The 12,593-nt window shown below is 63.3% G+C and carries 11 protein-coding genes, 1 tRNA gene and 1 rRNA gene; 4 read left to right on the forward strand and 9 right to left on the reverse strand.

What is annotated here, in order from left to right; translation table 11 throughout:
• Nucleotides 1-94 precede the first annotated feature (94 nt).
• Entirely contained in the window at nucleotides 95-1,036 is a 942-nt protein-coding gene (locus tag NZN28_RS12040; RefSeq protein WP_295398516.1) for a carbohydrate kinase, read from the reverse strand.
• Nucleotides 1,037-1,291: 255 nt separating this feature from the next.
• Here NZN28_RS12040 and udk point away from each other — a divergent pair, with 255 nt between their 5' ends.
• From udk to csaB, 3 genes are read left to right on the forward strand one after another with little or no spacing between them, the layout of a single operon-like run.
• Nucleotides 1,292-1,951, forward strand: a complete 660-nt coding sequence (udk, locus tag NZN28_RS12045; protein WP_295398518.1) for a uridine kinase — start codon at nucleotides 1,292-1,294, stop codon at nucleotides 1,949-1,951.
• Nucleotides 1,948-3,684: a DUF5693 family protein gene (locus NZN28_RS12050; RefSeq protein ID WP_295398519.1), complete on the forward strand. Its 1,737-nt coding sequence runs from the start codon at nucleotides 1,948-1,950 to the stop codon at nucleotides 3,682-3,684. Before udk ends, NZN28_RS12050 begins: the two co-directional genes overlap by 4 nt.
• Before the next feature lie 51 nt (nucleotides 3,685-3,735).
• Entirely contained in the window at nucleotides 3,736-4,734 is a 999-nt protein-coding gene (gene csaB, locus NZN28_RS12055) for a polysaccharide pyruvyl transferase CsaB (RefSeq protein WP_295398521.1), read from the forward strand.
• A 100-nt stretch (nucleotides 4,735-4,834) separates the two neighbouring features.
• Here the strand turns inward: csaB and NZN28_RS12060 are convergent, their stop codons facing one another.
• Nucleotides 4,835-6,400: an acyl-CoA carboxylase subunit beta gene (locus NZN28_RS12060; RefSeq protein WP_295398523.1), complete on the reverse strand. Its 1,566-nt coding sequence runs from the start codon at nucleotides 6,398-6,400 to the stop codon at nucleotides 4,835-4,837.
• Between the two features lie 235 nt (nucleotides 6,401-6,635).
• Between NZN28_RS12060 and NZN28_RS12065 the strand changes: the two genes are divergently transcribed.
• Nucleotides 6,636-7,376, forward strand: coding sequence for a tetratricopeptide repeat protein (locus NZN28_RS12065; protein WP_295398524.1), 741 nt, complete (start codon nucleotides 6,636-6,638; stop codon nucleotides 7,374-7,376).
• A 496-nt stretch (nucleotides 7,377-7,872) separates the two neighbouring features.
• Here the strand turns inward: NZN28_RS12065 and NZN28_RS12070 are convergent, their stop codons facing one another.
• The 7 genes from NZN28_RS12070 to rrf all read right to left on the reverse strand — a co-directional run bounded on the left by NZN28_RS12070 (nucleotide 7,873) and on the right by rrf (nucleotide 12,590).
• Nucleotides 7,873-8,367 carry a Rab family GTPase gene (locus NZN28_RS12070; RefSeq protein ID WP_295398526.1) on the reverse strand — a complete coding sequence of 165 codons (495 nt, stop codon included), beginning with the start codon at nucleotides 8,365-8,367 and terminating at the stop codon, nucleotides 7,873-7,875.
• A 129-nt stretch (nucleotides 8,368-8,496) separates the two neighbouring features.
• Complete coding sequence (locus NZN28_RS12075) at nucleotides 8,497-9,807, reverse strand: hypothetical protein (protein WP_295398528.1); 1,311 nt, start codon at nucleotides 9,805-9,807, stop codon at nucleotides 8,497-8,499.
• A gap of 54 nt (nucleotides 9,808-9,861) precedes the next feature.
• On the reverse strand, nucleotides 9,862-10,338 hold the full coding sequence (locus tag NZN28_RS12080) for a hypothetical protein (RefSeq protein WP_295398530.1): 477 nt from the start codon (nucleotides 10,336-10,338) through the stop codon (nucleotides 9,862-9,864).
• Between the two features lie 57 nt (nucleotides 10,339-10,395).
• Nucleotides 10,396-10,851 carry a cupin domain-containing protein gene (locus NZN28_RS12085; RefSeq protein ID WP_295398531.1) on the reverse strand — a complete coding sequence of 152 codons (456 nt, stop codon included), beginning with the start codon at nucleotides 10,849-10,851 and terminating at the stop codon, nucleotides 10,396-10,398.
• 9 nt (nucleotides 10,852-10,860) lie between these two features.
• Nucleotides 10,861-11,964: a RuBisCO large subunit C-terminal-like domain-containing protein gene (locus NZN28_RS12090; RefSeq protein ID WP_295398533.1), complete on the reverse strand. Its 1,104-nt coding sequence runs from the start codon at nucleotides 11,962-11,964 to the stop codon at nucleotides 10,861-10,863.
• 423 nt (nucleotides 11,965-12,387) lie between these two features.
• Nucleotides 12,388-12,463 (reverse strand) — tRNA-Gly (locus tag NZN28_RS12095).
• 10 nt (nucleotides 12,464-12,473) lie between these two features.
• Nucleotides 12,474-12,590 (reverse strand): 5S ribosomal RNA (gene rrf / locus NZN28_RS12100).
• Nucleotides 12,591-12,593 lie beyond the last annotated feature (3 nt).

The following is a 12,593-nucleotide window of genomic DNA, read 5'->3' on the forward strand; positions in this document are numbered from 1 at the left end:
CCCCGGGCGCCCTCGGGGTCCTCTCCCCACCGCTTTATTTCGCGGTCCCGGGGGCGGCGTGGTGGGGCCCCCACGTCTGTGAAGAGCGCGATATTTATCCGAACCGCTCCCACCAGGCATTTAATGGCTGCTCGGGCGGGCTGGCGCCTTCCACCGTACAGGTGATGGCGGCCAGGTGGTTGGAGGAGGCCAGTATCACCGGGAGCTGGGTTCCATCCCAGGAAAGAAGCTCCATCCTCGAGCCGATCTCCTGCTTCAGCATGCCGTAAATCAGGCCCGCCGTGAACGCATCCCCGGCGCCAATGGTGTCCGATACCGAGACCCGAACCGCCGGAACCTGCATCATCCGGGTACGGAAGGCCGCCATCGCCCCGGCGGCCCCCAGGGTCAGCACCGTGACCGGGGCCCCCAGCTCGACGAGGTGCTCGAGCAGAATCTTGGGGTCGTTGCCAGCGTTGGGAAACAGAAAACGCGCGTCGTCCAGGCTGGCTTTGAGCACCGAAACGTAGGGCATGTAGCGCCGAAGCTGCTCCCAGTAGGCTTCATTGGGCCGGGCGTGCAGGTTGGGGTCGAAACTAACCAGCACATCGTATTCACGGGCAATTTCCAGCAGGTTTTCGATACCGGGGCTGTTGCGCGGGTCGAAGGCTGAGAGGGAGCCAAAGTGAAACCATTTGGCGCGGGCCATGGCCGCACTGTCGGGGTTGAACCGGGTTTCGCCAAAAGCCCGATAGAAGCTGAACTGGGCCTCGCCTTCGGTATCCACCTCGGCCACGCTCAGGGGTGTGGGGACGCCCGCAAGCTGCCGGATGAAGCGGGTTTCTATCTTTCGTTCGGCAATGCGGGCAATGGCCCAGTCGCCCAGAAAATCCTGGCCAACCTCGCCCACAAAGCGCGTGGGTGCGCCCACTCGAGCCAGTATCGAGGCGGTGTTTAGGGCCGAGCCCCCCAAAATCCCGGTAAAAGCCAGCGTGGAACGAGCGTCTTTGTTGTGCCCGATCAGGTCAATCAGAATTTCCCCCGTCAAAACAATCATCGCCGTCCCCTACTCTAACAGACCCAATGGTGCTCAATGTCCTTGGGAGGTGCTTCTTATGCCCGGATCAGGCCACCAGCTTCGTTGTGTGTGCGGTGTGGGGAGAACGGCTGTTACAGGAGCCTGAGGGTTATCGAGACCCTCTGGGCATTCCGGCGGGGCATGGCCGAAGAAAAATCTGGCATGGCGTCGTACACCACAGCGTGCCGGGTCTTTGCGGCGGCTGGAGCCTACCCAGGCCACCCCCCGAAGCGTATGATTGACTTTGTGAGTCGGGCTTTTGTGATTGGAATTGCTGGGGGCACCGGCAGCGGCAAAACCACCGTCACCGAGGCGGTCATCAACGCGGTAGGGCCGGCCCAGGTGGCCTTGTTGCCGATGGACAACTATTACAAGGACAACCGCCACCTGTCCTTTGAAGAGCGCGTGAAGCTGAGCTACGACCATCCCGATGCCTTTGACCTCGAGCTCTACCTGAGCCACATTCGCCAGATTGTGGCCGGTCGGCCCGTCTCGGTTCCGGTCTATTCGTTCAAGGAGTACACCCGCGCGCGCGAGACCCTCGAGGTCAAGCCTGCACCGGTGGTGGTGCTCGAGGGCATCATGCTGCTGGTGGATGCAACGCTGCGCGCCGAGATGAACCTCAAGGTCTTTGTGGACACCGATGCCGATGTGCGCTTTATTCGACGCCTGCAGCGCGATATTGTGGAGCGGGGTCGCACGGTGGAGAGTGTCATCCAGCAGTACCTGGAGCAGGTGCGTCCCATGCACCTTTCGTTCGTCGAGCCCTCCAAGCGCTATGCCGATGTCATCATTCCCCACGGCGGGCATAACGAAGAGGCCCTGGCCATGCTCACGGCAAGGGTGCGGAGCCTGCTTTCTTCGGAAAATGCAGCATACGGGGGTCGGCTTTGAAGTCGCGGAGTGCCCTTCGCCTGGTGGTTCTGCTGGCAGCCGTGTTGAGCTTGCCGGCCCTGCTGCCGCGGATGCAGGCCGAGCGTCCGGGGCCGGTGGTGCTGATTATGGACGGCGAGGAGGTGGCCGACCGGGCCCGCTTTACCGGCCAAACCTTTTTGCAGGTGATGCAGGAGTACCGGGCCCAGGGGGTGCAGGGGGTCGCGCTGTATGAACAATCGGTGCGGAACTGGGTGAGCCGGGGGCTCCTGGCCTATCACCCCTCCAATACGCTGCAACTGCTCTATCCCAACGCCCAGATCAAGCCCGGATGGTTCTACCTGACCGGCCCGGCGGGTTTGCTGGATGCCCTGGAGGCCCGCTGGAACATCCCCACCGAGCGGGTTTTGATCGGCACCCAGACCTGGCTGGCCACCCCAGTCAATGTGGACTTTTTTCCCGCGGGCTACGACCTGGCCCTGGCCCGCGAGCTCAAGGCCCAGGGCTTTTACCTGGTGGCCCGGCCCTTTGACCATCCCTACCGCAAATACGACGTGGAGCTGATTCCTCCTCAGACCGATGCGGTGGTCTTTGCGGGGCTGGATGCGCTGGGGTACAAGAATCACCTCGAGGCCGTGGCGGCGGGCCTGCAAGGTAAGCCCATCGCCTGGATCGAGGGTACCCCCCAGCGAGGCTTCGCCCAGCTGGCCCAGACCCTGCCGGTCAAGCGGCTTTTTAGCATCCGCCCGGAATGGCAGGACAAGCTGACCCCTGCCGAGACCGCCGATAAGTTTGTGCTGGCCGCCCGCGAGCGTGGGCACCAGCTTTTGTACCTGCGGCCCTATCAACAACCGAGCGATACCGAGGCTTTTCTGACCATTCTGCGCCGTGACCTCGAGCGTTCTCACATCCCCATAGGGGAGCCCACCGCCCGCGACTTCAGCCCTTCGCCGCTGCGATTTGTGGCCCTGGCGGGCATTCTGGCCGGGCTGGCCTTGCTGGCCCTGGGGCTGCCCCGGCCCCTGGGCGTTTCGGTCGCGGGGTTGCTGGCGCTGTTTGCTCTGGGGGTGGCCCGCGAGGATGCGGGGCCGCTGCTGGCTGCCATGGTCTTCCCGGCGCTGGGCTTCCTCGAGCGCCCTCTGCCGGGTCTGCGCCTCTGGCTGGCCGCGGTGCTGTACTCGCTGGCCGGGGTGGTTTTCCTGGCAGCGCTGGGCAGCACACCCCAGAGCGTGCTGGGCCTGGAGCCTTTCCGGGGGGTCTCGCTGACCCTGGTGGTGCCGCCTCTGCTGGTGGCGCTCTCCTTCTTGCCCACCGCATTCAAACCGGCCCTTGGCGCGCTGTACAACCATCCCCTGAAGCTAGGCGAGGTGGGGGTTGCGCTGTTGGGGCTGGCGGTGGTGGGGCTTGCGGTGCTACGCCGTGGCAACGACGCCGCGCCTTCCATCGTGCCTGAGTGGGAGTTGCAGCTTCGGGCCTTCCTGCAGGACGTGATGGTGCGGCCCCGCTTCAAGGAGATATTCGCGCATGCCCTGGCCCCGGTGGCCCTGCTGCTGCCCTGGCCCACCTGGCTCAAAAATGCACTGCTGGTGCTGGTGGCGGTGGGAATGGGCTCCATTCTGAACACTTTTTCGCACTACCACACCCCCCTCAGCATCTCCTTTTTCCGGGTGCTCAATGGTCTGCTCATCGGTCTCTTGGTGGGGTTGGTAGGGGTCTGGGTGGTGCGGCGGTTGCGCGAATGGTGGCTCAGATAGAAGCATTTAAGGCCAGGGCGTGCCAAGATGTAAAAAGCCTGGAGGGTATTCATGCGCGTGGGGGTCAGCGGGTATTACGGCTTTCAGAATGCGGGCGATGAGGCCATCCTCGAGGCCATCGTGCACGAAATCAAGGCCCGTGGACACCAGGCTGTGGTGTTCTCCCACAACCCCGACGAAACCGCCCGGCGCTACGGGGTGGAGGCTGTCCAGCGCACCCATCCGCTCAAGGCCTGGAAGGCGCTGGGCCAGATAGACCTGCTCTTGTCGGGTGGGGGAGGCCTGCTGCAGGATAAAACCTCGAGCCTGAGTTTGTGGTACTACCTGACCATTCTGGGCCTGGCCCGCCGCCGGGGCAAGCCGGTCTACGTGTTCAACCAGTCGCTGGGGCCGCTGAGCAAGCGGGGCGAGCAACAGGTTCGGCGGGCCTTGCGGGGGGTGACCTGTTTTTTCCGCGACGAAGGTTCGCTCGAGTACGGTCGCAGTCTGGGGCTCGAGGTGCAATTGGGGGCCGACCCGGCCCTGCTGCTGCCCCCCCCGCCGGTGGAGCGCGAGCCCAATATGGTGGTGCTGGTGCCCAAATACGGCACCGAGGAGGCCACCGCCAACCTGCACAAACTGGCCGACCGGCTGCGGGTGGAGGGTTACGAGGTGGTCGTGCTCGCCCTCCAACCGGGCTTCGACGAGCCCGTACTGGAGAAGTTCGGCAGCTTTACCCGCGAGCTGGCCTGGGATCCGCGCCGGGTGAGCTACCTCCTGGCCCAGGCGGGCTTTGTGGTCTCGGTGCGTTTGCATGGGGCTATTCTGGCGGCGGCAGCCGGAACCCCCTTTGCGGGCATCGCCTACGACCCCAAGGTGGCCGGTTTCTGCCGCGATGCCGGGGCCGTGTATGTGGACATGCCCGGCGACCCCGACCTGCTGGCCCGGGCGGTGCTCAGCCAGCACCAGCCCAACTGGAATGCCATCGAGTCCATGAAGGCCCGCGCCCGCAGCAGCTTCGACCAGGTGCTTGCCAGCCGTACCCAGGGGCGAGTGCAACGCTCGAGGTAGGCCAGAAAGCCCCCCTCACGCCATACGTGGCCGCGGCCACTGTTCTGTCCAGGACAAAGTTTTTTTATAGTCGAATGGCTCAAAATGTGTGAAGAGCGCTCTAAAGCGGGATGTTGCCGTGCTTCTTGTAAGGCCGCTCCTCCTGTTTGTTATAGAGCATCTCGAGGTGCTTGATTAGAAGCCGCCGGGTCTCGGCTGGGTCAATCACGTCGTCAATGTACCCCCTTGCAGCCGCCACGTAGGGGTTGTCGAAGGCTTTCTTGTACTCGGCAATTTTGGCCTGTCGGGTGGCGGCAGGGTCGGGTGAGGACTGGATTTCCTTGCGGTAGATGATGTTGGCGGCCCCTTCGGCCCCCATCACCGCCACCGCCCCGGTGGGCCAGGCCAGCACCACGTCAGCGCCCATGTCGCGGGAGTTCATGGCCAGGTAGGCCCCCCCGTAGCTCTTGCGGGTAATCAGGGTGATTTTGGGGACGGTGGCTTCGGCGTAGGCATAGAGCATTTTGGCCCCGTGGCGGATGATGCCCTGGTGCTCCTGGGCCACGCCGGGCAGAAAGCCGGTCACGTCCACCAGGGTCAGGATGGGAATGTTGAAGCAGTCACAGGTGCGGATGAAGCGGGCCGCTTTGTCCGAGGCGTTGATGTCCAGCGCACCGGCCATGAAGCGGGGGTTGTTGGCCACAATGCCAATGCTCTGACCGCCGAGGTGGGCAAACCCCACAATGATGTTCCTGGCGAATTGGGGGTGGAGTTCCAGGAACCTGCCCTCGTCCACAATAGTCTCGATGATCTGGTGCATGTTGTAAGGACGGCGGGGGTCGGGGTGAACGAGGTCCAAAAGCTCGGGGGTTTTGCGGTTTTTGGGGTCGCCGTTGGCATGCAGAGGGGGCTTTTCTTTGGCGTTTTGCGGGAGGTAGACCAGCAGTTGTTTGATGGTGTCCAGCACGCCCTGATCCCCCTCGCACTCGAGGTGGGCCACCCCCGACTTGGCGGTGTGAACCTCCGAGCCCCCAAGTTGCTCGAAGGTGACCTCCTCGTGTGTCACGCTCTTGATGACTTCCGGCCCGGTGATGAACATGTAGCTATTGCCCTTGCTCATCAGCACAAAGTCGGTAATGGCCGGGCTGTACACAGCCCCACCCGCACAGGGCCCCAGAATGGCCGAGATTTGCGGCACCACACCCGAGTAAATGGCGTTGCGATAAAAGACCTCGCCATACCCCGAAAGGCTGTCCACGCCCTCCTGGATGCGGGCCCCAGCCGAGTCGTTGAGGCCAATCACCGGAGCCCCCACCCTGGCCGCCATGTCCATCACATGGGCGATTTTCTGCCCATGGGTCTTGCCCAGGCTTCCGCCCAGCACGGTGAAGTCCTGGCTAAAGACAAAGACCGTGCGCCCGCCCACCTTGCCGTAGCCCGTAATAACCCCATCGGCTGGTGCCTGCACACCGTGCATTAGCTTGCTCTCGGGGTGTTCGGCAAAGGGTTGAAGCTCGACAAAGGTGTCCTCGTCGAGCAAATACTCAATGCGTTCACGGGCAGTCATTTTGCCAGCCTCGTGCTGTTTTTTAATTCGCTCCGGCCCGCCGCCCGCTTCAATGTGCTTGCGTCGCTCCTCCATTTCGGCCAGCAGTTCTTCCATCCAGGCCCGCGTGTTGTCTGCCATAGCGTTCGTATCTTACCAGTGCGTCCGGTGTCAATCGTACCGGCAACCTGCGCGGGCCTGCCCTTCACCTGATGGGGATCAAGCGGCGTGTCCGGCGCTTTGCAGGATTCACCCAACCCATTAGCAACAAAAGGGTGGGGCGGAGGTTCGGGATTGACCCTCCAGGTCAGCATGTGCAGCTGGGTCTGGCCGGTGGGCTCTTTTCTCACCAGCCTGGGTAAAATGAACGAAGGCGATGGAAGAACTCGACCAGCTAATCCGTTTGGGGCGCTACGAGGAGGCCCGAAGCCGCATTCTGGCGGGAGAGGAAGGAGATGCCGATGGATTGGCGGTGTTGCTGGAGTTGCGCGACTGGTTGCGCCTGAAGGAGTACGGCAGGGCGCAGAAACTTCTGGAACAGGATGGCGACCTGATTGCAGGCTACCTGGACGTGGCCCAGGCCAGGGTTGCGATTGAGGCGTTTGATCAGGAGGATGAAGGTCGAATTACGGCCTACCTCGAAGACCCCCACCTGGGGGCCGAAGCCTGGGCGGCGCTGGGGCTGGTGCAGATTCGCAGCGGTCGCAGGGAGGAAGCTCGGCAGGCTTTCGAAGCGGCCCTAAAGGCCGACCCCCGCCATTACCGGGTCAGAACCAACCTGGCCAACCTGACCCTCGAGGCCGGCCAGACCGACGAAGCCATCCGGATGTACGAAGAGGTGCTCAAGCTCAACCCCGATTACGCCCTGGCGCATCACAACCTGGGGGCGGCCTACCGCAAAAAGGGCCTGATTGACAAATCGGTGTACCACATCAAGCGCGGCCAGCGCTTGCAGATGCAGCCCGCTGCCCGTCCACCCCGTTCCACAGGGACAGGCCCTTCAGCCCCGCTCCCCCTGCCCGAACGCCGCCCTTTCCTGGGTAGCCTGGGCAACCGCTGGTGGCTCTGGCTACTGGCGATTGTGGTGGTGTACTGGTTGCTGAGCCGTCAGCCGTAGGGCGAAGGCCCGTTTGCCGCAGGCACGAACAACCGAAGAGCCTGCACGGGCTTAGTTTGCCCCGCATACCGCCGAAAGATATTCTTCAGCCCACCTGCAATTTGTGAAGAGCGCTCCAGGCCAACTTCAGGCGTACAAACAACTTTCAAGGAAACACAGCTTGGGGTGTGGTGGGTCGCCAATACCTGCCCCCTACGCCCTAACCCCTGTGCCTGGCCTTCCCTACGAGGTCGGGGCGAGCGAGTCCGGGCCAGGACTGACTTGCTTCGCTCACCATGCGGGTGTGCTTGTACGGGCTTATGCAACACAGCAGCGGGCCCTCGAGTGCGCCCTTCAGTCCGGGGCGTTTTTCACCGATTGCTGTCTGGCCGGTCAAAAAGGGTATCAGGCAAACCAGCCGCACGCGGGGTGTTTGCTGGTGGGCAATCTTTTCCGGAACTGACCGGAAGCGCCTCGGCGGGAAAGGTTGGCTCGGCCTGTGCGCCTCCACCGCTTTTCAAGACTGTGCCAGCATGCGCTGGGCCAGGGACTCGAAGCATGCCTCGACCCCTTCGCCGGTTTTGGCGCTGGTGTACCGAAGCTCCCAGCCCCGGGCGCGCAGGCCGTCGAGCTGGGCGTCGCTCACCGTCCAGGGCAGGTCGTGTTTGTTGAGCAAGAGCGTGAATGGCACCGGCCCCAGCACTTCCTGGGCGCGCTGTTGAATGCTCTGGGCGGCCTCGAGGGTTTCGGGACGGGTGCCATCGGCCACCAGCAGGTAGCCCGAACTGCCCCGCAAGTAAAACGGCTGCACCCGCTGGAACTGGTCTTCACCGTAGAGGTCCCACAACACCAGGCTGACTTCTTGCTGGCCCACCGTGACCACTTTTTTGTCTATTTTGACCCCAACCGTGGTCTGGTACTTTTCCGAAAAGATTCCGTGTACGTACCGTGCCACCAGGCTGGTCTTACCCACGGCAAAAGCACCCAGCATGCAGATTTTTTTCTGAATCACCTAGGGGCCCCCTGCTCGCTTGCTTGGATTGAACGTGAATAGATGATGCATGTGAATGGAAACCTCGCAATGGTGAGTGCAGTCTACGGTTGAGGGGGCGCTGGATGCAAGGGGCGTGACGCTCCCGAGTTATCTGCTGGGTGGCTCGAGCACAAGCTGGCGGGCATCGAGCCGCTCCACCCCCAGCAGGGGGGCCAGGTTGCGCAGACGGCTGAGCCAGGCTGCGGTGCTGCGGCCCGAGACCACCAGCACCCCATCGCGCCAGGAGAGCCGCACCGTGCCAGGGGTATCGAGGCGCTGCTGGATGCGCCTGAGCACCATTTCGGGCTCGAGGGACTGGTAGGGCTGCCAGGTTGCCCGAAGCTGTTCGGGGCGCAGGGGAAGACCCTCGAGCAGGCTTCGGGGGTCGGCGGCCAGGGGGTCGCGCAGGCCCCGCACCTCATAGCGGCGGGGCGCTTCGGTGACCACGATGCCTGGGGTCTGGCTCAGGCGCTCCAGGTAGGCCTGCCAGGCGCGCTGGGCCTGGTAGTGATTCCAGCCCCACCCGACCGGGCCGGCCAGCGCCAAGGCGGCGGCCAGCCAGAGCGCATAGGGGCGACGCCGCCCGGAGGGCTTGTACTGGGTTTCCAGCAATGCCTCCAGGGTGGGGTGAACGTCGGCCAATCCCCGGTTGTCCCCCGAGTAGTGGCGAAGTTCCTCGGCAAAACGGGTGTGAATTTCCGCCAGGGTGTCCTGTAAGCGCCCGGTTAGCTCAGGGGGCGGGGTGCCGCGCACCACCGCCGCCAGAACCGCCAGGGCACTCTGCTCCACCACCAGCACCCGCTCGCCAAAGTTCACCGTGTTGAGCCCGGCCTGGGGGTCGAAGGAGTCTCGGACAAAGTCGCCAATAGCCGTGAGCATGCCCGAGACCAGCGCGCCGTCCTGCACATGGATGCCTTCGGCCACCTGGTGGGCCAGCAGAAGCCCGCTCTCGCGGTGAATCAAAAGCACCTGCTCGACCCGGTACAAGAGGGTGTGCGAAAGCACCACCTCGGCGAAGGTTTTTCCGGTGGAGAGGGCCTCGAGCCGCCAGCGCAGGCCCTGAAGGCTAAAAACCTGGTCGAGGGTCTGGTTGAGGCTTTGGGTCAGTGCGGCGAACAGGCTGGCCACCGCCCGGCGAATGCCCGGCAGCAGCACCGGAAACAGGATTTCCACGAGCAGCTTGGGGTTGCGCCGCACCAGCCGCACAAAGGTTTCTTCCAGAATCGGGTTGAGGGCGTACTGGATTGACTTATCGGTGTGGGCACGCCGAACCAGCGCCTCGGGCAGCACCCTCGAGACCTGCTCTTCCCAGAGCCTGGGGTCTTTCAATTCCTCCAGGGCTTGCTGCTCGGGCTCGAGCAACAAGCGCCGCAGCGCCTCGAGGTCGCTTTGGGAGGGAGGAGGGGTCGGATGCGCCATGACCAGAATGGGGCAGGGGAGAGGGGAAACCGGAGGCCCCTCCAGGCCCCTGCATTACGCTTTCCGCAGCTTTTCGGCCAGGCCCTCCAGCAGCTGGGCCAGGGTGGAGCGGTCGGTTTTGCTCAGGCGCAGCTCATCAATGGCGGCCTGAAGGCTGCCGGCCAGCTGGTCGAGCTTTTTGCTCAACTCTTTGCCCTGTTCTCTCAGGTCGGCCCGCATCTCTTTCATCTGCGACGCCAGCTCGCCTTCCAGGTTGCCGACGGCGGCCTCGAGGCTGTCCTGGAGCGACCGATCGGCAATCTCTCGTTCCTGGGTCTCCTGTTCCAATAGCCCGACCAGCCGGCTTTCCAGCGCCGCGATTCGATCCAGCAGGCCCTGGTTCATCTGCGCCGCATTTTCCTGAACGCGCTGTTCCAGTCCCCGAAGTTTGCCCTCAAACTCGAGCATCTGCTGCCCGAACAGAATCGAGCGTATCTGCTCGAGGTGGTTCTCGGTTGCTTGGGTTTCTTCTACAGCCCCTCGTTTCGACATGCCATCACCTTATCACATGCCCTTCAGCAGCCCTGCGCCAGCTGGACGGTTGCCGCTTCAGACCCGTATAAAATCGGCAACTCGGGGGTTCTGGCGCAGGCTTTGCAGGTCGGCGGGGCCGGGCAGCTCGGGCCGGTCGCGCTCGGCATTGACAAGGCACAAAAAGCCCAGCGGCTCGTTTTGGGTGGCCCGGAACTGATGCCAGGCCAAAGGCGGCACGGTAATCAGGTCGTGCGGCCCAATCGGATGCACTTCGTCGCCGACCAGACAGGCCCCCCGTCCCCGAATGACCATTACGGCATGAACGTGGCGGTGGCGCTCCAGGGTGGTGTGCCCTCCTGGGGCGACCTCGAAGTAGCGCCACTCTGCGGCCAGGTGGGGGTCTCTAAACAAAACCTGCCGGGTCACATCCTTGAAGGGCGCGGCCCCCTCGGCTTTATAGGCCAACACCTCCACATCTTCCCAGGTGTAGCCCCGGGCAGATCGCTTGGTTTTGGCTCGAGTCGCCGCCATGACCCCATTTTACCCATTGGTTCGGCCCGCGCTTGCCGCCACTTTCTGTACGAAAGCCTGGGTGCGCTCGAGCAGCCTGTCCCCCGCCGCCAGCAGGTTGCCCCCAATCAGGAGCATGGTATCGCGCCCGTAAAGGCTCACCATTTCCTCCACCCGCTCCACCGTCATGCCCCCCGCCGGAACCGGCAGGGCAGGGCGGATATGCGCCCAGGGGGCCCGGGCGGCCTCGGCCAGCTCCAAGCAGGTCTCGCGGCTGTACGCAAAGCGCCCGCCATGGTTGGGGAAGATGGTGGCATCGGCCCCCAGCAGCCGGAAAAGCCGGCCCAGCATCAAGGGGGGTGCGATCCGCTGGCCCGCAAAGGCCGGATGGGCCAGCACGGCCATCTCCAGCTCTGCAACCAGCTCCTCGAAGGCCGGTAGGCCCAGAAGCATGGGCGCAACCAGCACCACCCGAACCCCGGCTTGTTTGGCGATGCTAAGGCGCTCGAGCAGGGTTTTGGGGCCGCCGGTCAGCATCGGGGCGTACAGGGTGTGGCCTCCGGTGCGGGCGTTGGCCTCTGCAATGGCTTTTTGCACCAGGGGAACCCGCTCGGCGAAAGGCGCATAAGCCTGGTTGGTGAGACCGTGGTCGTCCTTGACGATGTCTATGCCTCCCTTTGCAAAGGTCTGGGCCAGCTCGGCCAGCTGAGCAGGGGAGAGGCCCTGCGGCTTGAGGGCGGTGCAGGTGAGCGGGCGGCTTTGCACCCCGGTCAGCCGGCGCAACCCTGAAATCCCAAAGCGAGGCCCGGCAAACGCCGAGAGCAGTTCGGGGGGTAGCTTCAGCTCGACCAGCTCGACCTCTGCTTGCAGCGCACAGTTGCCGAACAGCACGTTGAGCAGGCCGGCGGTTTCAAAAGCCGTGGTCGGACTGGCGAAGCGCAGGGTAACCCGGAACAGGCCGGTCTCGACTTCCTGGATGGAGGCCACCTGGGCCAGCACCTCGCGCAGAATTTTAGGCTGGCGCACGGCAGAGGGCGGCATCTCGATGCTTTGCTCAATGGCCAGGGCTTCGGCCCGGGCTTCAATCTGCTCTGGGGAGGACGCAATGTGATAGGTGGCCTCGAGGGTGTGCATGAAAAGCAATCCTATCCCATACCGGGTTCAGATGGATATTTTCAAAACCATTGCATGCCATTTGGGCTTTCCCATAGTGCCTCGTAGGCGGGCGTAAAAATGCGCTGGCTCGAGCCCGAACAGGCCCTCTGGAAGGGGCCTGGGGAGAGTGACCTTATACCAAATCTGCAACAAGGTGACACATAAGACCTCCTGAATCCAAGACCATAAGCACAACTATCTGACCCTGGCAAGCTCGACGATGCCACTCGGCAGCCATGCGTTGGTGCTCCAGCCAAGGGTACATGCCGCCTTCAGAGTTCTGCCTGCCGCTTCGACGTCGTATGGCCCAATCCTGGCTTTAGGGGTCGCTTTGAGAGAGATTTGGTATTACAACAAGAATCCCCCCACCTCATTTGGAGATGGGGGTTTGGGGTGTTTGGGTGGAGCGGGAAACGAGACTCGAACTCGCGACCCCAACCTTGGCAAGGTTGTGCTCTACCAACTGAGCTATTCCCGCAAAAATAAAACCTCTGCACTGCCCTACTCTCCCAGGCCCCTTCGAGCCAAGTACCATCGGCGCAGGCACGTTTCACTTCCGTGTTCGGAATGGGAACGGGTGGGACCATGCCGCTATTAGCACAGAGGTA

It is taken from the genome of Meiothermus sp., assembly GCF_025056915.1.
Taxonomy (GTDB): Bacteria; Deinococcota; Deinococci; order Deinococcales; family Thermaceae; genus Meiothermus.